This window comes from Paenibacillus sp. FSL H7-0756, from assembly GCF_038006765.1.
Lineage (GTDB): Bacteria > Bacillota > Bacilli > Paenibacillales > Paenibacillaceae > Paenibacillus_AQ.
The window spans coordinates 696,746-718,068 of the sequence record NZ_JBBOVT010000002.1; the positions used below are offsets into that span (position 1 = coordinate 696,746).

Sequence of the window (21,323 nt, forward strand, 5' to 3'; positions counted from 1 at the left end):
AAATGTACGACATGTAACTATTATAATCACATGTAACAGACATGGTTACAAGATAAAAATTACATTACAAAGGATGGTACTAATTATGGCAAAAGTATTATACATCACCGCTCACCCGCATGATGAAACGCAGTCCTACAGCATGGCTGTCGGCAACTCGTTCATTGAAGCCTACAAGCAAGCACATCCGCAGGACGAAGTCATTGCTGTTGATTTGTATAAAGAGCATATTCCTCATATCGATGCAGACATATTCAGCGGATGGGGCAAACTCCGTTCAGGCACAGAATTCAGCGAATTGTCCACTGAGGAGCAGGCTAAGGTTACACGCCTCGCTGAATTGTCGGATCAATTTATCCAGGCTGATAAATATGTATTTGTAACGCCTTTCTGGAACTTCTCCTACCCGCCTGTCATGAAAGCTTATATTGATGCAGTCTCGGTGGCAGGGAAATCGTTCCAGTATACGGAACAAGGGCCTGTAGGGCTGTTGACAGACAAAAAAGCACTACACATCCAGGCACGCGGCGGGTTCTACTCTGAAGCACCTGCAGCAGAGCTTGAAATGGGCCACCGCCATCTCGGGGTGATGATGAACTTCTTCGGCGTCCCTTCCTTCGAAGGCTTGTTCGTTGAAGGTCATAATCAAGTTCCGGCTGAGGCTCAGGAGATTAAAGCAGCTGCCATCCGCCGTGCACAAGATCTTGCCCAAACCTTCTAAGGATATGAATGGAGAACAAAGAAAACTCTGATCTGCATGTATGCAGTCAGAGTTTTTTTGTAATTCAGGATGTTAAGGAGCAGGCAAACCAGGGTCCACAAAACCTATTAGCTTAGCTGTAAATTCTTCAACCCTCGCTGAAACCGGTTCTCCGGCCCGGGTGATTCTTCCCAGAATGGCCTGATCCAGCGCAAGCTGCTGTAACGGAATAGTAACCAAGTGTTCATGGTAGACTGAAGATAAAGCATTTACTATAAAGTCCGGGGCGATGGTAATCGCGTTCGCTTTAACGACCATTTGGCATAAGGCATCTGTATTGTTGGTTACCAGCGCAATGCGGTTCGACGCATGTGCAGACATCAAATGGCGGGCGATCTTCCCGATATGCTCATCCTTGTAGAGTACAAACACTTCATTCTTCAAATCCTCCGGGGTGATAGTTGTATAGTAGCGCAATGGAGAAGCGGCATTCACGATTAACACTGCAGTGCCCTCTACAAGGGGCAGCCAATCAAATACAGCATTCTGCTGGGCGCGGCTGTATGAGAGTATTCCCATATTCGCCTCCCCTTCCTGCACATGCTTCATGACGCTTTCAGTATCCCCTTCGATCATCTGTACCTTCAGGAACGGAGACTTGATCATCAGCTCCAGCGTGGCCTGAACCACCTGGTGAACCAGGCCGGGAATGGCCGATATGGTGATGCTCTCTACATGTTCTTCTTTAAGACCGGATAATTCGGTGTGCATCGATTCAATATTTTTAAGGATAGCTGCCGCATGCTGCAGGATGAGCAGACCTTCTTTGGTGGGGGCCACTCCCTTTTTGGTGCGGTGAAAAATAACGGTATCCATCTCATCCTCGAGTTGCTTAATGGACTGGCTGATGGTCGGCACTGTCAGATGATGCACGCTGGCCGCTTTGGTAAATGAGCCCAGACTTGCCGCCGACATCAAATATTGCAGCTGTGAAATGTTCATGCAATCGGTCCCATCCTTAATTTTTTGTTTAGATAACTAAAATATATTTAAATATATTTTATCATAATCATCCTGTATTCTAAAGGAAGGAGGTCGATAACATGCGCAGTATACGAAGCTTCTTGGTAGAGCGGCTGCTATTCCTGAATAAAAAGAAAATTAACGCCGGAGAGTACATGGAGCAGCGCCGAGTGATAAACAGTCAACCCTATGAATTGCCCGTGAAGCTCCAGTCCAAATATAAGATCAGCCAGGACAACCGTTTTCCGGTAGACACCTATATCCTGAAATCCGCTTCCCAGGCGGACGCCAAGCAGATTCTCTTTATCCATGGCGGAGGATATGTTGAACAGCCGTTGGTATGGCACTGGCATTCTTTGCACAAGCTCACTCAGCAGTTAAATAGTAAGGTCTATGTACCGGTATATCCGAAGGCTCCGAACTATCAGGTCATGGATGCAGTCCTGAGTGTTCTGAGTGTCTATAAGCATCTGCTGGAGAACGGGAAGCCTGAGAATATCGTGATTATGGGCGATTCCGCCGGCGGCGGGCTGTCCCTGGCCTTCGCTCAATATCTGTCTGAACAAGGCTTGCCGCAGCCGGGCAACATCATTCTATTGTCTCCATGGCTTGACATTACCCTGAGCAATCCTGAAATCGCAAATATGCTGGACGCAGAACCCATGCTGGACTGGGAAACGTTAGTGGAAGCGGGGAAAAGATACGCAGGGGATCTTCCGGGGACACACTATCTGGTTAGTCCCATCTATGGAAAGCTTACGAATCTGGGAACCATTACGCTGTTCATCGGGACGCATGAATTCTTCCTGCCGGATGCCCGGAAATTCAGAGAGCTGGCCTCCCTGAAATCCGTTAACATCCATTATTACGAGTATCCGAAGATGAATCATGTGTTTCCAGTGTTCCCTATTCCTGAAGCCAAGAAGGCCTTGAAGCAAATTGTAGACATCATCCAAAGATGAGTTCTTAACCTAAGCATCCCGCTTACGGTGTAGCACAACCGCTGCTGTTATGAAGAGCATTGTCCATAATATGGATATGCCTGTCCCTTGCATTCGTGTAAGAGTATTGTGGGGATCGGGGGAAGGCGGCGCATACATGTAATAGCCAGCGGCATCTGGAAGATAGTCAGGCAGAACCGCTCCAGCCAATGGACTGACAATGAAATAATAACCAAGCAGGATGACCAGGGCGGGAGCGGTTCTTCTCAAAATAGCGCCTGCCGCTGCACCCAGCAGAGCGGTTAAGGTTAAATAACCCGTGGCCCCTGCCAAGCTCGCGGCCATCAGGTTTGGTTCAATGTCTGCGGAAGTGTCTCTGAGCATCGTTAAGGCATACAGTACACCAGATCCAGCCATAAGGAAGGCCGCAGGTACCACGATCATGGCCAATGCCAGATGCTTCACTGACAATTGCAGCCCGCGCCAGGGGAGCGTAGTGAGCGTTGTCCTTATCTGTCCCCCTGTATACTCTGAAGCTGTGGCTGTTATTCCAAACATCATGAAGCCTGCTTGCAGATACCTCATGGAAGCCAGTCCTGCATTCAGGATCGTATACATTCCTGGTCCTTCCTGCAGAGCCACAGAAGTATAAGCCGCAGTCACTACGCACTGAGCGACGAATGTCCCTGCCAGAATGAGCCATACTGCAGGCAGGGTGACTAACTTCCCCCATTCTGCACCAAGGATTCTTGTGAACTTCCTGCCAGCCGGGATATTCATGCTCGGGCATCCCTCCTGTGGAAGACAATTGCTGCAATAGCGAAAAGAACGGCTGCCCAGGCCAGCATCACCAGACCGCCTGCCAGCGGGGTGTGATAGGCATCGCTCATAGACATGAACATGTCAATGCCCGCCCTGTCCGGTAAGTAATAAGCCAGCTTCGTCACCTTGGCAAGCAGGACACTGAAGGATACCAGCGATGAATTGATCATAAGCACTGTGAGCGGGATCATGCCGTTCTTCGTCAGAACCGTGAAGCTGAAGGCGATCAGCGCAGTGAACATCCAGTAACCCATGGCTCCGGCCAGTCTGGTCCACTCCATGGCCGGGGCGAATTCTCCGAGAATCAGACGCGTTACCGGCACAATAGCCGCTATAGCCATGATGCACAGCAGGAGGGTGATTAGGCTCACCGCTGCGGCTTTTGCCAAGAGCACTTGAAGCCTGGAGGAAACCGCCGTTAAGCTTGTTATGATCTGCTGCCCGTGTCCGGTCTCACTACTCTCTGTCGCATACTCACTGCTGACCGCCAGCACCCCCAGAAGAATGACGCCTTGTACCCCGAAGCCTAATCCAAGAAACCCTACTTCCGGCAGCCGTGTGGTAATACCAGCTAGAATATCCTCCTTCTGCGCGATACAGTCCAGAGCGGCAAAGGCGGCAGGTCCCAAGACTCCTATAAGAAAGGCCAGCCAGATGCCCGGCAGGGAGAACAGCTTGGACAATTCCGCATGAACGGCCCTCATCGCAGCTCACCCGCTTGTCCCGAGGTCAGGGCGAAGAAAGCCTGCTCCAGCGTGGAGTACCTGCCGGTCACCGCTTCGAGTGTGCCATCCGCAACGATTCTCCCCTGCTTAATGATCACCACATCGTCTACCGTCTCGGCCAGCTCGCCCATAAGATGACTGGAGAGCAGCACCGTATTCCCGGCCTCAGCCCGTTGCCGCAGAAATGTCCGAATCCAGCGGATACCTTCCGGGTCGAGTCCGTTCACAGGCTCATCCAGAATCAGAATCTCCGGGTCTGCAAGCAGCGCTGCGGCAATCCCCAGTCTTCTCCCCATGCCGAGAGAATATCGCTTGACTCTAGTGCCGGCTGCCTTAGTAAGACCAACGATATCCAGCACCTCCTCGACACGGGAGCGGGGGAGTCCGGCGGCGGAAGCAATCCAGCGCAGGTGTGCCCGTCCTGTCCGCATCGGATGGGCTCCAGATCCGTCCAGTGCAGCACCTACGGTTCGCAGCGGATACTGTAATTCTGCGAAGGGCTTGCCATGAATCAAGGCGCTGCCGGAGGTGGCATGATCCAGTCCGAGCAGGATACGGAGTGTAGAGCTTTTGCCGGCCCCATTCGGCCCGAGGAATCCTGTGACTCTTCCAGGTCTGGCTTCGAAGGTGATCCCGGACAGAATTTCCTTCTTACCGCGGCGTTTGACTAAGTTATTGATGGTAAGCAACCATAACACATCCTTTCGTTATGGTGCTAAGTATACAGATGCAAGGTTACACCCCGGTGGGCAGGCCGTTTACTTCCGGGTTAACTTCAGGTTACATTCTGCTAATGACTACCCTTGTCCCCTGCCCGCTTGAGTTGAATTCAGCCTTCAGATTCATTGTATTCAGCATGTATTGTACAGTTGACAGCCCTATTCCTGCCCCGCCACCGTATGCGGAGTGATCCATCCCTAAGCCTCGATCAGCGACAAGAATCCGTTCCTGCTGCACATCCACGCCGATGTAAGCATATTTCCCGTCCGCTGCATGGCGAATGATATTCTGAAACAGATTATCGAGCACCCGGGTCATCCATTTGGGATCTGCTGTCCAGTGGAAGCTTTCTTCTGCGGGCAGATCAACATCAACCTCAATGCCATGTTCTTCAAATACCGGATACCATGCAGCAACCGAGGCTCTTACCAGACGGCCCATATCTGTGGGTGCAGGCTCGAAGGGGAATTTTCCAGAGGTAAGCAAGGTGTACGAGAGCAAATCATCCATCAGCTCGCCGGTCCGGGTAATAGTCTGGTCGATCTCGGCTAAGGAGCTCTGTCCTTCTGGACTCATAGGTTCATTGTTCAGCCGGGTGACATGTCCCCTCATGATGGTCAGCGGTGTCCGTATATCATGGGACATGTTGGCAATGAGGCGTTGCCGCAGCCCGGCCTCTTCCTGCTCCCGCCTGCGGCTGTCTTCCAGCTGCCGGATCATCCGGTTGAAGGAACCGCCTAACTGGTCTATTTCATCCATACGGTCCTTTTGAATCAGGACAGGCTCAGGCCATGAATCGGTAGCAGCGGGAGTAGCGGACATAGCTTCCTGTAAGCGGGTCAGACGTTTGCGGAGTCTCCAGAAGAACAGCCAGGATAGAACAACGAACGCCACAATGATACCAGTGAACATAAGTAATGTAATGTAAAACAGATTCAGCGTATTGAACCTTGCTTCTGGCCCGGAAGTCCCGAAGAACGATGATAAGACAATCAGCACTAGGGGCGGAAGAAGGATGAACAGAAAGTGCAGCTTCAGAAAATGCCGGAACAAGGAACGGGGCTGCTTCATAGCTTCACCCGGTAGCCGATTCCCTTCAGCGTCTCAATAATCTCCGGGGTCTCCGGGTCACGCTCCAGCTTCTGCCGAAGCCGGTGGAGATGTACCAGTAAGGTCTTGTCGCCAGGAATATAGGCTTCCTCCCAGACAGCTTCATAGAGCTGTTCCTTCGGCAGAACCTGATTCGGATGGCGCAGGAAATACATCAGGATCTGATGCTGCTTCCCTGTCAATATAATCTCTTCTCCTGTGCGCTTGTCATACAGAGTCTGGAGCTTCATATCCACTTCAATATGAGTGCCCAGTGTAATACGGTCCGGGGAGACTCCGCCGCTCCGGCGGATTAGCACCTCCAGCCTGGCCACCAATTCATCGGTATGGAAGGGCTTAGTGACATAGTCATCCGCGAATTGTAAGCCCTCCACCTTATCGTCGACAGAGGTCCGGGCGGTCAACAGCAGTACAGGGATGGCAGGTGCCGCTTTTTTTAACCTTTTGCCTATCGTGAATCCATCTAACCCTGGTAACATGATATCCAGAATAACGACATCAACCTGTGTGACCTCAGCCTCGGCACCTTCACCAGATAGCAGCCACTGGACCGAATATCCCCGCTGCTCCAGCTCCTCTTTTACCCAAGTGCCGATCTTCTCATTATCTTCAATATAAAGTATGCTTGTTCTCAAGTGATTTCCTGCTCTCTATTAATCTCTGCTGCTCTCCCTTCATATTATACTGGTTAATCAATTCATCCAATACCATGGATTGCTTAAGGACCGCAGGATGCTGAAGATCATGATGTTTCTCCGCCAGAATATGAAGCCGGTTCCGGGCGCGTTCAATACGGACCTGCACGAGCATATTTCTGTTCACTATAGAAACCTCCCTTTATGCTATCTTAGGCTTTTATGACAGATAATAGGATATCTATTTGATTGCACAAATAACCCCACAAAGTGAGGCTTTAGCTTCGATGGTCAATCAGATACTTTGCGGGGACCCCGGAACATATAAAACAACCCCACAAAGTGGAGCTTGCCCCGATGTAGAATCAGATACTTTGCGGGGACCCCGGAACATATAAAAAAGGCGCCCCCGAGATGTCAGGAGCACCCTTGTATATTTTTGTGAAAATGATTAAGTTCCCCAGCCATGTCCCATCGTAGTCACCAAGGTTAACGTCGTCGAAATAACAATCGAAACACTACAGAGCGTCAAGATGAATAAGATCTTTTTTCGCATGGAGCTGATACACCTCACTTGATAGATTTTTGAACCTTTCCTGCAGTTCCTGATCTGCGAAATCCCTATATTCCTCAAAAAGTGTCATACAAGCAAGCATATTTCGGCTGCTGTTCATGGCAATAGATATTTCCAAGCCATTCAATATAGTGTTCAATGCCTGCTCCTTACTCTTGTTGTGATTGAAAAGATAGATGGCCAGCTCGATGAGGAATTGCGCATAGCTCTCTTGCAGAATGGCCTGCTTGTAACCGCCGGACTCTGTCTTGTTGGATGGATAGTGTATGTATGGCGCGAACCTCTCTAAGATGCTGTCGACATTAAGCTTGAATACATTCGCCGCTTGAACGATATAACGCACTGCCACAAATATTTCATTCTCTTGAAGCGCTATAAAGTCTGCATACTCATGTATTACTTCCAATTCTCCGGACATTAACCGGTACAGATAGGTGTTCGCAACGGCCCATTCCGTAAATTGTGCAATGATCTGCCGGGACTGATCATCGTTCTCCTGTACCCAGCGCCCGGCATTTGCATACAGCTGTACAAAGGATAAGGCCCGCCCGAAATCACCGCACGCTTCGCTGGCTGTAGCTCTGCCTAAGTATGCATACAGGATATAATAGTAGAAAGGACGCTCAGGACGCTTCAACCCTTCTTCTATAGTGTCTGTACGGCGGTTTTCCAGTTCATATTGAGCGGATGCAACCCGGTGCATTTCCTTAGCGAGTTCGTCCACTCTCTTCCACTTGTGTACCAGACCATAAATATGCATAAGCTGTTGCATTGCATCGAGCTGATCGGCTGCGTCTAAGCGGTTTACGTACAACTCAAATTGAGCAGCTGCGCGTAATTTCTCCTCCAGATCGTGCTGTTCTTCTATTTCAATCCGAAATATCCGGTACTGGCATAACGCTAACCGTTCGGAATGCTGGTACTTCTCGGCTTCGCTCACACCCCGATACAGAATCTTTGCAGCTTGGTGTTTATTGTCTCTATTCAAAAGTTCAGCGAATTCAAACAGTAAAGAGGCATAAGACAAATCCTCCAGCAGACGGTTCACAACCTGTTCAAGGCAATCCAGACGATCTAATTCAGCTGAGCGGAAAATAAAGGGCCGTATCCGCCGCATGGAGACTACAAAAGAAAAGCATTCCTCTATGTAGTCTTCAAAAAAATAGTCCTCCGGCAGCTTCATTCCAGCAGTAATCGCCGCAAGCTGTGCCATGGAGATTGGATGTTTACCTTTTAAGATCCGGCTGAGCGTACCTGAATTGAGGCCCGATAGCTCCGCAAAATGGGAATGTATCATTTGATTGCTATTCATATACGCGAGCAGTTCTTCGCGGATAGAATTTACCGATCCCAAACCAATATACCTCCTTCCATAAAATAGGATTAAAAGCATACGTATAGTTGATACTAAGGCTGAATCAACGGCGGTCAGTATAAAGGGATATTTTACTATTTCATCCGTTTACATCTATTATTATATACCTAAAAACAATATACGCAATATATTTCGTGTATTATAAAGCGTTAAATTAACAGGTCTCCTCCCCTATCATAAAAACATACCGAAAAGTTGAGGGAGATATTGCATTTTGAGGATAAAGGATGCACGTAAAGCCGCAGGGTATACCCAAGAATCCATCGTACATCAGATTAATGACACCATGAAATGCACCTTGCGCAACTACCAGAATATTGAGTACGGTGTGGTCCTCCCGAATGTTACATTGGCGCTTCTAATCAGTCATTTGTTTGGCGTTGATCCCCGTGAAGTAGATGAATGGAAATACTCAAATCAACGTGCAGATGCGCAAAAAAATGGCAATTGAATTTCCATGGCAGTCTGCAAAAAACCACCGGATAAGGGATTGCCCTTCAACGGTGGTTTTTCTTTAAAATATAAGAATTTATATGTTTCACATGATAAATTATCCTTCTATTTCTCGCTGAAACGGTACCGTCCTTAAAAGGACGGCAAAGCCGTTTCCACTTACCTTTTATCAATACAACGCATTAATCCTTATAGACTCTCCTATAGCTGTCGCGTAAGCGCGCTCCGTCACCCTCTAACACAGTGACAACATAATCCCCGAGCTCTTCGGAATAATTAAAATGTACGTTGGCCCCCGTATCCAGGAACACGATCATGACATCGAGGCTGCGGCATTGCTCTATGATCTGAATGCCGTTATGCCGGGCAAACGTCTGGAAATCCCCCCACGTGCGGAATTCGTTATCCTGCTGCCCTTCCTCTTTCGCATCCCCTTCGTGTTCCCCGATGAATTTCATATTCTCGCCTGTCAACTGCAACTCCTCATCATAAAAAATCTCCAGCAGCCAACACTTAAACTGAAATCCCAATATAGTGCCCGTGATACTGCTGTGGCTTTCTTTGGTGGTGCACAGCGTGAGCAGTTCCGTGAACGGGTGTTCCTTCTGCCCCGGCAGCTTGAAGAATCCGCCTTGCTTCAGGTATTCGCTGACCGTACAGCCCATGCTCTCCATCTTCAGGATCATTGGCTCAGCGATGATGCGGTTCAGTTGTCTCTGATTGCTATAACGGCTACTGATCCGATCTAGCAGATAATCGTTATGTTCCGCAGAGTGTTTGAAAATGACCGTCAATCCGTTGCTTAACTGCGCTCTAATACTCCTGCTGGTCTGCGTGCAGTTGACGGTGGTCAGCCCCAGCTCTGCCAGGTATTTCGGGAAGTTCTGCCACAGGTGCATGTCAACCCCCGTAACTTTCCGTCCTCTGCGGTTGAAGTCAAGCTGCGAACCGAAATAGCCTTTAGTAGTGCAGATTAAAGTTAAACTGCATTGCCGGAACTCAAATTCCAAGCTGAGGCCGTGCTCACTTCTGTAGCTGGCTTGACAGTCAAGTATAAGCTCCTGAAGCGTCCGTACACGATTCTCCGGGATTTCCATATACCCGCCGGATCGCATGAAATCGTCAAGCTGGCTGAAGCTGCTTACTTTTCTGGAGGGACTGATGCTCATCACCTCTCTCAACATTAATCTATGGTTTCAATAATAACATTCTTTCCGAACTCTTCACTGACAAGAATCTCAATTAATTTAGATGCTGTGTATTCCGGCGATTGCAGTCTCCCTTCCTCTGATAGCTGAATGAATTCATTAACATAGGGGAACAGATCAGCAGGAACGGACCGTATTTCCGATTGCAAGCTTGTGTCGATCATACCGGGATACACTGCTGCTGCTTTTACCGGATAGGTAGCCAGCTTCTGTTCTATGTCTATACATTTGGTAAAAGAGTCTAAACCCGCTTTCGCAGTACTGTAGGCGCTCTGTGAGGGTAGTATGTACTTTGCAGAAGCTGAGGAAATATTCAGGATTCTTTTATCCACATTCATATGCTTAGTAAGCCGTAAAAAGTTGGAGGTAATCACCATCGGTGCTAACAGATTCAAGTGGAGGTTCTCTATGATTTGCTCTGTCTCTAACTGATCAATCGGGCTTACAGGAGTCAGCATAGCGGCATTATTGATCAGATAGACGGCTTCATCGTTTGAACGAAGCTCAATTCTGCTGAATATTTCTTCACAAAGCTGCTCGATACCACGGATATCCGTTAAATCATAATTGAAATAATCCAGGTGACAATCCAGTTCCTTCGCACGCGCCAGAAGTCCTTCGTTAGCCGTTCTGGATATGCATATCAGATGATGGGCCGGGTTGATTAATTGATTAGCGAGGGATTCGCCGATTCCTCTGGATGTTCCTGTAATAATAATATGTTTCAAGTGTATCTGCCCCCTGTAAGTTACTGGTTATCTTCACGAAGAATTATTTTTCGGACAGCCTCTTCCCAAATCATCTGATACTCGAGGTCCATCTTCATCATCTTACATCTGGATAAATTATCTATAAGCAGGGCAAGTATGGCTGCGTTAACCCCGATGGTTAAAGAAGCAATAAGATCCAATTCAGCGCCCTTCGCCAGAAGTTGCTCAAAACCGGTTACAAAATCTTGTTGGATGCTCAGGAATGGAGCTCTAAATTGTTCATCCCGCTCAGCCAGCATCGCAAACTCACTGAGCACCCTTAAAGTGGAACGATATTCTTCTTCGCCGCTAGGCAGCATGTTTAAACCACCGTTGATTAGGATTTCTGCAAAATTGTCTTTATTCGCGGATTCGGTGTCAAAGTACGCCGTAAAATGATGGTCCCGGAAAATATGCTCAAAGGTCCGGCTGATCAGCTCTTCTTTCGTCGCAAAATGATAATAAATAGAGGATTTGGTGATTCCCACTTTTTTGGCAATCAAGCCCAAACTCGTTTTCTCTATGCCACACTCAGCAAAAAGCTCAAATGCGGCCTGGATGATGTAACTGGATGTAATCTCTTTTTTCTTGATAACGCTCAGGCTCCCTTCGATTGAATTAATGTCATTATAAGGAATAGTCTAATGACCTGTCAATAATTTAACGACCGATCGTTTAAAAATATATTTGCGCATAAAATAACCACCTGCAAGGATGCAGGTGGCCATTCTAACCTCTATTCGTTTCTCACCGGGAAATACACCTGATAAGGCTCATACCCGATATCACGGATTCTTCTGAGCTGGATGCCCGGGTCCTGACGGGTGGTCTTGAAGAAGTAACGCCAGCTCCCCCACTCCCGCTCGTTCTCCATGATAATCTCACCGGCTGCATCGGCTAACGGAGTGTATAGAATCCGCTCATTCTCCGTAATACCGGCCAGCACTTCCGGGCCATAGCGGAACGCGCCGGTCTGCTCATCGTCGGGCAGAGGAATGAAGCGGATGCCTACGGGCAGAATGATGCTGATCCGGTCGCCGTCCTGCCAGTTCCGCAGTATTGTATAGAAGGCGGAGTGATCCGCAGACTTCCCGTGCAGCTCGCCGTTCACATAGATCACAGCTTCTGACATGATCCAGTCTGGAATCCGCAGATGGACGGCAAACTCGCTGGCAGAGCCGGTATGAACGGTGAAGTCATATTTTCTGTAATCCGGCATGTTCTCATGAAGTGCAGTAATCTCATTCAATTCCTGCTGTCCTGCCGTGTTCGAGGAGTTCAGCATGCTTCCGCTCATATGGTCCTGGGATTGCTGAATCCGCACGCTCTCTCCGTGGATCTCGGTGGTCAGCTCCGAACGGAAATACTGGCAGACATAAAGGTCGTCCTGCTCCTGATAATAGATGCCTCTGTTCAGCGCCGCATTGGCCTGGACCATCGTTCCGTGGCAGCAGAAGAAACTATCCGTCTCCGTACTCCAATCCTTACGCAGCCCGGCCTTCATCGGCAAGAAGTAGGTGAGCAGTCCGGTTGCGGGGTCGCTGTGCTTATTGCCGGTCAGATGATACTCCTGGTAATAAGCTTGCGCCATAATCCCGTTGTACATATTATATTCGATATACTGCGCGTAAGCCGGATTCGAGGTGTGCCGGAACAGGAACTCAGCCAGACGAATCATGTTATACACGGTACAATGCTCCTGATTCTTGTCTCCAAGACGGGCCTTCAGCTTCATCTTCGGCATCCACACTTCACCCGCTGTATTGCCGCCGGTAGCCAGCATTCCCCGCTCAGTGACCGCACATTTCCAGTAGGCCGTAACGATATCCATCCAGCGTTGCTCGCCGGTGACCTCGTAAGCTCTGGCACAGCCAAGTACTTCAGGAATGGTCGTGTTGGCATGCATGTTAGTCAGCGGGTCCTTATTTTCCAATAACGGACGGAACAATCTGCTGCGGTAATAACGTTCAAGCAAGGTCGTATACTTGGTATCTCCTGTAATCTGAAGCAGGTCCGCCCAAGCCTCCAGCATACCGCCTGTCTCCATATCCAGGATGTCATCGAACTTCTCTCTGGTGAAGGTACTGCTCCAGTCGACGAACCAGTCGGCAAAACGATTGGCGATGTCAAGCGCCTTGCCGCTGCTAGTGAACTGGTGCATGTCCACAAGTCCCATGAATAACTTATGAATGTTATATTGCGGCGCCCAAATTGCCTTGCCTTGAGCTACCCAGTGCAGATATTTCTCGGGAATCGGTGCAGCCCATTGTCCGCCGTTGTCCTTCTGGCATTCTGCCAGCTCGTCCAGGATAAGGTCAGCCTTCACCTTGATTTCCAGATCCCCGGTCTCATGATACCGGATCGCTGCCGCAGACAGCCAGTGTCCCAGGAAATGTCCGCGGATCTGGCAGACAGGCGTCTCCCACCCCCCGTGTGCATCCGCTGGAATATCCCTGCCGTCATATCTTCCTGCTTCTACTTTATAGTTGAACAAGAGATTGTCATTTGTCAGTTTCATCAGATACCGGCGGTTGGCCTCTTCCCTGCGTTTTAAATCATGATCTTGAAGAATGACCTGTTTGCCTTTCAATTCTCTCATTGCTGCAGCTCCTTAATGGAATGACGTTGATTGCACAATGAAATTATAAAGAAGCCTGCCTTTTAATCCAATGATGGATACGAATATAAAGTTGATCCATACAGCTTAATTGCGTCAAGTTCGCTTCGGGCGAAAAATCATTGCTGCCTCAGATCCTCTTCGGTGATGAACACGGCTTTATGCTTCCTGCGGTTGTAGCTGATGCGGACAGGATCACCTACCTTAAGCGGACTTAGGAAGGAGATGACTTGCTTAATCTCAACCTCCTTGAGCCGGCCTTCATCCACGAACTCTACCACGAAGCGGACCATCGGCTGTTCGTTAACATAGAGACCTGTCTCCTGCATACTCTTAATGTGGCCCTGAACGATCTGGCCTGACTGGATCTGTTTGCTTCTGGCATTCATCAGCTTCCGTGGAATAATGGCAAAGCCCAGCAGCATAGCCAGGGTAATCACGACCCATACTGCCCAGTTGATGATAAGTCCTCCGCCCTGCTTGGCATAATTCCAGAAGCTTATCAGGGAGACCCGGGTATCGCTGTCAGTTATGAGCCAGCCTTCCACCTCCTGATTGGTGTATACCTTGGACTTCCCGATCTCCAGATCGGCCACCCCTACTTCCAGTTTGCCGCTGCTATAATATAGCGTGCTGCTGCCTGATTGCTTATAGAACCGGGTGTCCGTATCCTTGATATGGTCATACGATAACTGCTTCAGAAGTGATGAGGCATCCTGAAACTGTCCGGTCCGTTCATTGAAAATATATCCGGTAACCTGCCCTTCGACTTCATCCTCTGCCGTAGATCCGGCAATTAGCAACTCATCGTCATTCAGCAGGAAGACACGGGCTTGATAGACCGGATTCGGCACTGGAACAGCGGCTCCCCATTCCTTCTCGTTTCTGTTGTAGAAGGCAGCAATGCCCGGATAATCGTCATGCACCCGGACCAGCTTGGCGTTATTGAAGCCAAAGACCTTAGCGAACTGTGCGCTGGCCTGGTCCTGCAGAGCGAATGAGGCTTCATCCTCCTGCCCCACCAGCACGGCAGGCTGGCCTGACTTGTCCAGAATTCCGCTGACCAAGGCTGAACGGTTATCCTTCAAGCTGACCGAGAATAATGGGACCGACAGTTCATTCTGGAAGCTGCCTATCAACTCAGACATCCGGACCGGTCTGGCCGGGAGAAGCTTCTGCTTATCCAGGATCACCCGTTCCAGCTTGCCGTCCTTCACCTGGGCAATCACCCATTCGGAGTCCGTGACATTCCCGGCGGCAATCAATCTGCCCCGCCAGGAGAACGCATTCGAACTCAAGGAGAACGGAATATGGAGCGTACCTTGCGACAGCTCCTCGATCTCGCCTGTGGGCCGGATGAGATTCAGCATCAGTCCAGAGGTTTTGGTATAGATCGGGATGAGAATACCATCCTGCTGATAGGTGACTGGTCCCGGCTCGCTCTGGAAGCTGGTGGGGATGGTGGTCTGCCGGATCAGCGCTGCGGTTGCGGTGTCCCATAGATATACGTCGTATTTCTCATCAAATGTTTCTTCCTTGGACAGGCCTAGCATTTGCTTGCCCCCATCCAGCAGAAAGATCTGTTCCATGGCGGGGAAGTAGTCCTTCACATTCGCTAGATAATTTCTGTAGTCTTTCCAGGTGTAGAAGCTTAGAATGATGACTGGGATTAGAAAAAAAAGATTTAATATCGAGATAGTGCGTTTCCTATTCATCCTGTGTCTCCTCCTTCAGTGTCGTGTTGTATTCCCTCCAGGAATTGGGATTCTATGTTTTAACCATAGTACTATTTTTTTCTCTATCAACACAAATGAGAGCAGACCTCATTCATGATGAGAGTCTGCTCTGGATAGAATTATATAGGATAAAATCCGAACTTGAAGCGTAATCGTCACTGCGGTGAACATTTGGACGCTCAGCCGCTCAATACTTCCGCCAGCGCCTGAAGCGAATAATCAGAGGTTGAGCACAGCAGGATGCTTCCGGCGTTCTGCGGCAGGTAAGCATCGTCATACGGGTTGCGCAGCACCAGGTTCAGCAGGGGCCCCGTCGCTGCTAGCTGCGCGGCAAGTTCGAGTTGTCCCTGGAACAGATGGGCATTCAGCGTCCCCTGAATCACGATATGTCCGGCAGCCTTGGCGCATAAGCCCGCAATCTCAGCAGCTTCAGGCTTCATGCTGCAATATTCTACCTGCACGGGCAAGCCCTGCGCTTCCAGCAGTGAGGCCAAGCCGATGGTCTGGCCGCCGGAGTTGTCGGCGATGGTGAGCTGCTCCTGCCGCGGCAAGATCAGCAGATAGGAGCGTTCTGCAGACAGCGGCAGTAATTGCTGCGGGTCACGGCTGATCTTGACCGTGCGTCGCGCGTATTGTAGGGCCGCCTCTTTCCAGCTCCCGCGCGGAATGGGCTGTGCTGCCGCTTGATATTGCTGGAATTTCGCATAGAGGCGGAGGATACGGTTGACCGATTCGTCAATTCTGGACTCGGCGATGACGCCGTCCAGAACAGCTTGTCGGATGCCAGCGATGACCCGCTCCTGGAATTCCGGCGTATGACACATCAGAATCATATCGTTGCCGGCCAGCACAGCCAGTACTCCCACATCTTCCGGGTTGAAATTCTTCTTGATCGCGCCCATCTCAATGTCATCCGTGCAGATGACACCCTCGAAGCCCAGACGCATGCGCAGCAGCTCTCCGGCGAAGAACGGGCTGAGTGAAGCAGGCAGTCCTTGCGACTCGGGAATAGCCGGAAAGACCAGATGACCCATCATGATTGAATCGGCCCCGGCTTCGATGGCAGCGATGAATGGCAGCAGCGGTCCATTCATTAATTCCTCTATTGTGAGTTCGCACTCTGGCAGGACAACGTGGGAATCCCCGCTGACTTGTCCATGGCCGGGGAAATGCTTGGCCGTGACTGCTACACCTGCCTCATGCATTCCTCGGATATATGCCTTGCCGAAGGCGGCTACTACTTCAGGGTCTTCGCCGAAGGAACGCACCCCTACAACTGGATTGTCTATGTTCGTATTCACATCCAGCACCGGTGCCCAGTTCATCGGGATGCCGAGCGCGTGGAGCTGGCTGCCGATGATTTTACCCTGGAGATAAGCGGTCTCGGCATCCGGGCTTAATCCGGCGGCACGGTTACCAGGGATGTACGGATAAAAGGTCTTGAACTTGGAGAGCGTACCTCCCTCCTCATCGATTGATACATAATAAGGCTGCGGAAGGCCCGAGTCTCCGGTAATGGACTGAACCTCCGCCATCAGCTTCAGCGTCTGCTGCTCATCCTTAACATTATGAGGGAACAGGCCGATCCCGCCGAAGCGGTTCCCGGACATCCGTTCACGGAATTCCGGCTCCGCTGCTGTGGAGGGGGTTCCGACCACACACATCAGGGATATTTTGTCCTCCAGATTCATGGCTGCCGGATCTTGCGGGGTATTCACTTTATTCAGCTGCATAACTGCTCCATCCTCCTGTCGGTTTGTTGGCTAACCCTCGCTGTGGACAAGTCCCAGCTCCTGATAGAGTGTCCGCTCCAGATAATCATGCAGATAGAAACGCGATGTGACGAAATGCTCAGCCATATCCGGGGGCTGGTATTGCATAAGTGCCTCCAGCATCCGGGGCCGGACGTCTTCGCGTCCGTTATGGTTACGTGTGTAATTGTTCAGCAGAGAGCGCCATTCCGCGCTGTCGCCGGGGTACAGCTCCCAGCGGTAGGCATACTTGTGGATTGCCCTGGAACGGTCGGTCGCCACCTCAAAATCATGCATAATTGCGATTAGCTCGGCGTAATCCTTATTCCTCTGGACATTATCAAGCAGCTTCCAGATGATATCGTAGTAATCCTCCAACAGGTAATTGCCAAGCTGTGCATGGCCTGTCTCGGGTGAGATACCATGGAACAGCTCCAGGAAGCGGTCGATGAACGTATCGGCATCCGCACGCCGGTTCCAGGCGAGATCGGCATGAAGGAGCATCGGGTACCAGGTGGTCTCGAACACGCCATAAGGAACGCCAAGGCTGAAGGGACCCGTCCAGTTCGTTGCCACCATACAGCGGATATCCAATTGCTCTGCGGTCTCTGCCCACTGCAGCAGATTGTCGGTCCGGTTATCAATCACCGGGTAGTTCTGATGCTCCGCCCAGTCGAAGCTGCGGACCGCAGGAGCACCCATCACCTCAATGCCCAGCGCTCTGAACTTATGGGTCAGGGAAGTGACTTCATGTTTGATGTTGCGGCCGTTATAGATCCAGATCATCGTTGCGCTGCGCGGATCAAGCTTCGCCAGCTCTGCGGGCGGGCATTTGTCCAGCATGTCATGCCAGAAGATCGGCTGCCGTCCCCGGCTGGCCGTGAATTCGATCAGACGATTCAGGAAGGAGATGAAGGCACGCTCCCGCACACCGCCGAACTCCTTGCTGCACACTTCACATTCACACAGGCTGTACACCTCGTCACAGCCGAGATGGATGTAACGCGATCCGGGATGGGCGTCCATCATCTCCGCAAGCAGGCCGGTAATCAGCTCATATGTCTGCGGATGGGATGGGCAGATCTCGCCTGTAGACTCTTCAGTCTCCCGCAGATGCTTCCAGGCGTCATGGCGGAGCACATACTCCAGATGGCCGAAGCTCTGCTGCAGCGGGATAATCTCGATATAATGCTCATGGGCCGCAGCCTGGAGCGCCTCCAGCTGTTCCCGGCTAAGCGCATGCTGCGGATGGGCGAATTCGCGATGTGTGTTGAAGGGGAACTTGTCCTCGTATTCAATGAGCACCGCATTTATCTTATAGCGTGAGAACTCAGCCAGATATAGGGTCAGCCGCTCCGGCTTCGAGAAGGTCTGTCGCAGATCGAAATTCATCACCCTAAGCTCCGTATCGGGCCAATCCGTAATGGACACCGCCGGAATATCGCTATCACCGTGCAGGCTCTGCAATTGCAGCAGCGTCTGCAAGCCGTAATAGAGCCCTGGAGCGTCCAGTGCGCGGATGATCACACCGCTTGCGCTAACCTCCAGCCAGTAGCCTTCCGTCCGGCCCTTCAGCGCAGACAGGTCCGCCTCATTAAGATCAGGAGCTGAAGTCCTGACGTTATTCCATCCGGCTTCTCCAGGCGCTGCCCATGCGGCATCCTGCCCGGAAGCTCCGGGTTCAGTGTGCGCCGAAGTGATCCCAGTGCTCTCAGTACTCTCAGTACTCCCAATGCTCTCAGTTTCCTTACTTTCCGCAAACTCCTCAATCAGCAGCGAGTATCCCTCACCTGCTCCCGAGACGGCTTCGGTAACTTCCCGGCCGGGAAAAGCCCGCCGGCAATGAAGCATCAGCCGGGGGTCATCCACTTCCATGACCAGCCGCAGACGGACTTCCCCGCCTGCCCGCCATGGTTCCTTCTCTGTCATCCTTATCTGCTTCGGCTCGGGTATTAAGCTAAGCATCGCTCTCTCTCCTCCTAGTACCTCGTCTGGTTAAATTTATGGATCGGATCAATAAGGCGAAGCTACCGCGTCGCTCACAGTCCGAATGTAGTCGGTTTTTCGATTACATTGGGCCTACGCGTCGCTCACAGTCCGAATGTAATCGGTTTTTCGATTACAATCGGCCTATGCGCCGCCCACGGTCTGATTGTAATCGGTTTTCCGATTACATTGGGCCTACGCGCTGCTCACAGTCTGATTGTAATCGGTTTTCCGATTACAATGGGCTACCGCGCCGCCTAATGCTTCTCGGCCGCTGCAAGCCGGCCGTTCTTCCATACCGCTTGGATCTCCAGGTCTCCACCGCCGCCCTTGCGGAAGCCGATCAGATCCGCAGGCCTGCCTGCGGTAAGTCCGGCAGCCTGCGGAAGGCCCAGCAGCCGGGCCGGATGAAGCGAGGCGCAATCGAGCGCGTCCGCAAGCGGCACCAGCCCGGCCCGGGCCAGGTAGGCCACCTGGTCCGCCAGCATCATGGCCGAACCGGCCAGCAGCCGCGGATGGCCGGCCAGATGCAGCCGCCCTTCCGGCGTCAGCACCACGTCGCCGCCGATATGCAGCCGGTAAGCCCCCGGTGCCATGCCGCTCAGCGAGACGGCATCGCTGACGAGAATCGCCCGGCTCTGCTTGACCCGCAGAATCACCTTCAGCAGCGCATCCGGCAGGTGGCAGCCGTCGGCAATTATGCAGCCGTACAGCTCATCGGCAGCCAACTGCTCCCACAGATAGTGGGGATGGCGCGGGAGTGTAAGGTGTGTTCCGTTGCCCAGATGAGTGGACATCACCGCGCCTGCAGCCACCGCTTCCCGGATCTGCTCCGGCGACGCGGCCGTGTGCCCAATGGATACCCGGACGCCGGTGGCGCTGCACTGGGAGATGAAGGCTGCGGCCCCCGGCCATTCGGGTGACACAGTGATAATCCGGATCAGCCCCTCCGCCGCTTCCTGCCAGCGGCAGAAGGCTTCCCAGTCAGGCGGGCAGATATGCTCCAGGGGATGCGCCCCGCGCGGACCATCCTCCGGCGACAGGAAAGGCCCCTCCAGATGGATGCCTGCGATCAGCCCGGCGATATCCGGCTGTGTCCGCACGGTTTCAGCAATCGCGGACGCCGCCAGGGTAAGCTGGTCCGGCCCATTGGTTATAAGGGTCGGGCAATACGAGGTGACTCCCCGGGCCAGCAGGCGGCGTGAGAGTCCGGCTACAGTCTCCGGTACAAGCGGCAGCGTATTGAAGTCCAGGCCCCAGCCGCCGTTCACCTGCAAATCGACCAGCCCCGGCGCAAGCCAGGGCCAATCTGCCATATGCGGGTTCTCGGCCAGCGTATGAACCGCTTCAATAACTCCACCGTTAACGTGGACCTCAAGCGGCAGGCCGGTTCTGTAATGTCTTCCCGAAATCACACCGTTCATGAGCTGAAGGCATCCCGGTCCGTGAACAGCGTAATGGCGGGATGTGTCCGCAGTACGCTCGCCGGACACGCGGTACTTATCGGACCATGAAGCGCAGCCTGAAGCGCGGCCCTCTTAGCCAAGCCGGGAACAATGGCGAACAGATGGCGGCCTGCCATCAGGGCAGGCACGGTCAGCGTCAGCGCATGGGTAGGTACATCGTCCAGGCTGGCGAAGCAGCCGTCATTTACCTGCTGTGTCCGGCAGGCTTCGTCTAATTCGACCGCCTTAACAACAAGCGGATCGGCGAAATCGGCTACAGGCGGATCATTGAACGCAATATGCCCGTTCTCCCCGATGCCGAGACAGACGATATCAATAGGCGCTTCATTCAGCAGCGCTGCGTATCTCTGGCACTCCTCTTCAATATTGCCCGACCGGCCTAGCAGCTCGATCCGTCCGGGATTAACTCTGCTGAACAACCGTTCCAGCAGGTAGTTGCCGAAGCGCTGGGGGGCGTCTTCCGGCAGGCCGATATATTCATCCATATGAAAAGCGTGTACCCGGGACCAGTCAATCCCCTGTTCCTTCACCAGCCCTTCATACAACTCATTCTGTGACGGAGCCGCTGCAAATACGATACGGACCGGAGTCGTGGACTGCTTCTGCAAGTCTCTGATGCTACGCCCGACCGCTCCTGCGGCCGCTGCTCCCATCTGGCTGCGCTCGTTATAGACGAGAACACGAATACGCTCTACTAAATGCTCCTCTGCCGGAATGAACCTCTCTTCCATG

At 51.7% G+C, this 21,323-nt stretch carries 20 protein-coding genes; 3 read left to right on the plus strand and 17 right to left on the minus strand.

The genetic code is table 11. From position 1 onward, the window contains the following. Positions 1-85: 85 nt before the first annotated feature. The gene (locus NST04_RS19860) at positions 86-721 is read left to right on the plus strand and encodes an FMN-dependent NADH-azoreductase (protein WP_341185773.1); all 636 of its coding nucleotides are present in this window, start codon (positions 86-88) and stop codon (positions 719-721) included. A gap of 72 nt (positions 722-793) precedes the next feature. On the opposite strand, the gene NST04_RS19865 is transcribed toward NST04_RS19860, so the two are convergent. Beyond that, positions 794-1,702, minus strand: coding sequence for a LysR family transcriptional regulator (locus NST04_RS19865; protein WP_341185774.1), 909 nt, complete (start codon positions 1,700-1,702; stop codon positions 794-796). A 101-nt stretch (positions 1,703-1,803) separates the two neighbouring features. On the opposite strand from NST04_RS19865, the gene NST04_RS19870 reads away from it, so the two are divergent. After that, on the plus strand, positions 1,804-2,685 hold the full coding sequence (locus tag NST04_RS19870) for an alpha/beta hydrolase (protein WP_341185775.1): 882 nt from the start codon (positions 1,804-1,806) through the stop codon (positions 2,683-2,685). Between the two features lie 9 nt (positions 2,686-2,694). Here the strand turns inward: NST04_RS19870 and NST04_RS19875 are convergent, their stop codons facing one another. The 7 genes from NST04_RS19875 to NST04_RS19905 form a co-directional block, all read right to left on the minus strand. Beyond that, positions 2,695-3,444, minus strand: a complete 750-nt coding sequence (locus tag NST04_RS19875; RefSeq protein ID WP_341185776.1) for an ABC transporter permease — start codon at positions 3,442-3,444, stop codon at positions 2,695-2,697. After that, positions 3,441-4,190 (minus strand): ABC transporter permease, encoded by a 750-nt coding sequence (locus tag NST04_RS19880; protein WP_341185777.1) that lies wholly within the window; start codon positions 4,188-4,190, stop codon positions 3,441-3,443. Before NST04_RS19880 ends, NST04_RS19875 begins: the two co-directional genes overlap by 4 nt. Next, a complete protein-coding gene (locus NST04_RS19885) occupies positions 4,187-4,900 on the minus strand; it encodes an ABC transporter ATP-binding protein (protein ID WP_341185778.1) in 714 nt (237 codons plus the stop codon). The genes NST04_RS19880 and NST04_RS19885 overlap by 4 nt, the downstream gene beginning before the upstream one ends. 91 nt (positions 4,901-4,991) lie before the next feature. Further along, a complete protein-coding gene (locus NST04_RS19890; RefSeq protein ID WP_341185779.1) occupies positions 4,992-6,002 on the minus strand; it encodes a HAMP domain-containing sensor histidine kinase in 1,011 nt (336 codons plus the stop codon). Continuing rightward, positions 5,999-6,676, minus strand: a complete 678-nt coding sequence (locus tag NST04_RS19895; RefSeq protein ID WP_341185780.1) for a response regulator transcription factor — start codon at positions 6,674-6,676, stop codon at positions 5,999-6,001. The genes NST04_RS19890 and NST04_RS19895 overlap by 4 nt, the downstream gene beginning before the upstream one ends. Further along, positions 6,651-6,863 (minus strand): aspartyl-phosphate phosphatase Spo0E family protein, encoded by a 213-nt coding sequence (locus NST04_RS19900; RefSeq protein ID WP_341185781.1) that lies wholly within the window; start codon positions 6,861-6,863, stop codon positions 6,651-6,653. Before NST04_RS19900 ends, NST04_RS19895 begins: the two co-directional genes overlap by 26 nt. Before the next feature lie 331 nt (positions 6,864-7,194). Further along, positions 7,195-8,604 carry a transcriptional regulator gene (locus NST04_RS19905; RefSeq protein WP_341185782.1) on the minus strand — a complete coding sequence of 470 codons (1,410 nt, stop codon included), beginning with the start codon at positions 8,602-8,604 and terminating at the stop codon, positions 7,195-7,197. A 235-nt stretch (positions 8,605-8,839) separates the two neighbouring features. On the opposite strand from NST04_RS19905, the gene NST04_RS19910 reads away from it, so the two are divergent. Continuing rightward, complete coding sequence (locus tag NST04_RS19910) at positions 8,840-9,076, plus strand: helix-turn-helix transcriptional regulator (protein ID WP_340753554.1); 237 nt, start codon at positions 8,840-8,842, stop codon at positions 9,074-9,076. Between the two features lie 184 nt (positions 9,077-9,260). Here the strand turns inward: NST04_RS19910 and NST04_RS19915 are convergent, their stop codons facing one another. The 9 genes from NST04_RS19915 to NST04_RS19955 all read right to left on the minus strand — a co-directional run bounded on the left by NST04_RS19915 (position 9,261) and on the right by NST04_RS19955 (position 21,322). After that, entirely contained in the window at positions 9,261-10,262 is a 1,002-nt protein-coding gene (locus NST04_RS19915; RefSeq protein WP_341185783.1) for a hypothetical protein, read from the minus strand. Further along, positions 10,262-11,014 (minus strand): (S)-benzoin forming benzil reductase, encoded by a 753-nt coding sequence (locus NST04_RS19920; RefSeq protein ID WP_341185784.1) that lies wholly within the window; start codon positions 11,012-11,014, stop codon positions 10,262-10,264. Before NST04_RS19920 ends, NST04_RS19915 begins: the two co-directional genes overlap by 1 nt. Before the next feature lie 20 nt (positions 11,015-11,034). Continuing rightward, positions 11,035-11,673 carry a TetR/AcrR family transcriptional regulator gene (locus tag NST04_RS19925; protein WP_341186805.1) on the minus strand — a complete coding sequence of 213 codons (639 nt, stop codon included), beginning with the start codon at positions 11,671-11,673 and terminating at the stop codon, positions 11,035-11,037. 98 nt (positions 11,674-11,771) lie between these two features. Then, positions 11,772-13,634, minus strand: a complete 1,863-nt coding sequence (locus NST04_RS19930; protein ID WP_341185785.1) for a beta-L-arabinofuranosidase domain-containing protein — start codon at positions 13,632-13,634, stop codon at positions 11,772-11,774. 137 nt (positions 13,635-13,771) lie between these two features. Beyond that, the gene (locus NST04_RS19935) at positions 13,772-15,367 is read right to left on the minus strand and encodes a hypothetical protein (RefSeq protein ID WP_341185786.1); all 1,596 of its coding nucleotides are present in this window, start codon (positions 15,365-15,367) and stop codon (positions 13,772-13,774) included. A 200-nt stretch (positions 15,368-15,567) separates the two neighbouring features. Next, entirely contained in the window at positions 15,568-17,121 is a 1,554-nt protein-coding gene (locus NST04_RS19940) for a glycoside hydrolase family 3 protein (protein ID WP_341185787.1), read from the minus strand. Positions 17,122-17,151: 30 nt separating this feature from the next. Next, positions 17,152-19,104, minus strand: a complete 1,953-nt coding sequence (locus tag NST04_RS19945) for a DUF4838 domain-containing protein (RefSeq protein WP_341185788.1) — start codon at positions 19,102-19,104, stop codon at positions 17,152-17,154. 278 nt (positions 19,105-19,382) lie between these two features. Further along, entirely contained in the window at positions 19,383-20,549 is a 1,167-nt protein-coding gene (locus NST04_RS19950) for an N-acetylglucosamine-6-phosphate deacetylase (RefSeq protein ID WP_341185789.1), read from the minus strand. After that, positions 20,546-21,322 carry a glucosamine-6-phosphate deaminase gene (locus NST04_RS19955; RefSeq protein WP_341185790.1) on the minus strand — a complete coding sequence of 259 codons (777 nt, stop codon included), beginning with the start codon at positions 21,320-21,322 and terminating at the stop codon, positions 20,546-20,548. Before NST04_RS19955 ends, NST04_RS19950 begins: the two co-directional genes overlap by 4 nt. Between the last annotated feature and the right edge of the window lies 1 nt (position 21,323).

Excerpts from the sequence above, each read along its gene's own strand:
- NST04_RS19860 (WP_341185773.1), top strand. The coding sequence starts at position 86 with ATGGCAAAAGTATTATACATCACCGCTCACCCGCATGATGAAACGCAG.
- NST04_RS19865 (WP_341185774.1), bottom strand. The coding sequence starts at position 1,702 with ATGAACATTTCACAGCTGCAATATTTGATGTCGGCGGCAAGTCTGGGC.
- NST04_RS19870 (WP_341185775.1), top strand. The coding sequence starts at position 1,804 with ATGCGCAGTATACGAAGCTTCTTGGTAGAGCGGCTGCTATTCCTGAAT.
- NST04_RS19875 (WP_341185776.1), bottom strand. The coding sequence starts at position 3,444 with ATGAATATCCCGGCTGGCAGGAAGTTCACAAGAATCCTTGGTGCAGAA.
- NST04_RS19880 (WP_341185777.1), bottom strand. The coding sequence starts at position 4,190 with ATGAGGGCCGTTCATGCGGAATTGTCCAAGCTGTTCTCCCTGCCGGGC.
- NST04_RS19890 (WP_341185779.1), bottom strand. The coding sequence starts at position 6,002 with ATGAAGCAGCCCCGTTCCTTGTTCCGGCATTTTCTGAAGCTGCACTTT.
- NST04_RS19915 (WP_341185783.1), bottom strand. The coding sequence starts at position 10,262 with ATGTTGAGAGAGGTGATGAGCATCAGTCCCTCCAGAAAAGTAAGCAGC.
- NST04_RS19930 (WP_341185785.1), bottom strand. The coding sequence starts at position 13,634 with ATGAGAGAATTGAAAGGCAAACAGGTCATTCTTCAAGATCATGATTTA.
- NST04_RS19935 (WP_341185786.1), bottom strand. The coding sequence starts at position 15,367 with ATGAATAGGAAACGCACTATCTCGATATTAAATCTTTTTTTTCTAATC.
- NST04_RS19940 (WP_341185787.1), bottom strand. The coding sequence starts at position 17,121 with ATGCAGCTGAATAAAGTGAATACCCCGCAAGATCCGGCAGCCATGAAT.
- NST04_RS19945 (WP_341185788.1), bottom strand. The coding sequence starts at position 19,104 with ATGCTTAGCTTAATACCCGAGCCGAAGCAGATAAGGATGACAGAGAAG.
- NST04_RS19950 (WP_341185789.1), bottom strand. The coding sequence starts at position 20,549 with ATGAACGGTGTGATTTCGGGAAGACATTACAGAACCGGCCTGCCGCTT.
- NST04_RS19955 (WP_341185790.1), bottom strand. The coding sequence starts at position 21,322 with ATGGAAGAGAGGTTCATTCCGGCAGAGGAGCATTTAGTAGAGCGTATT.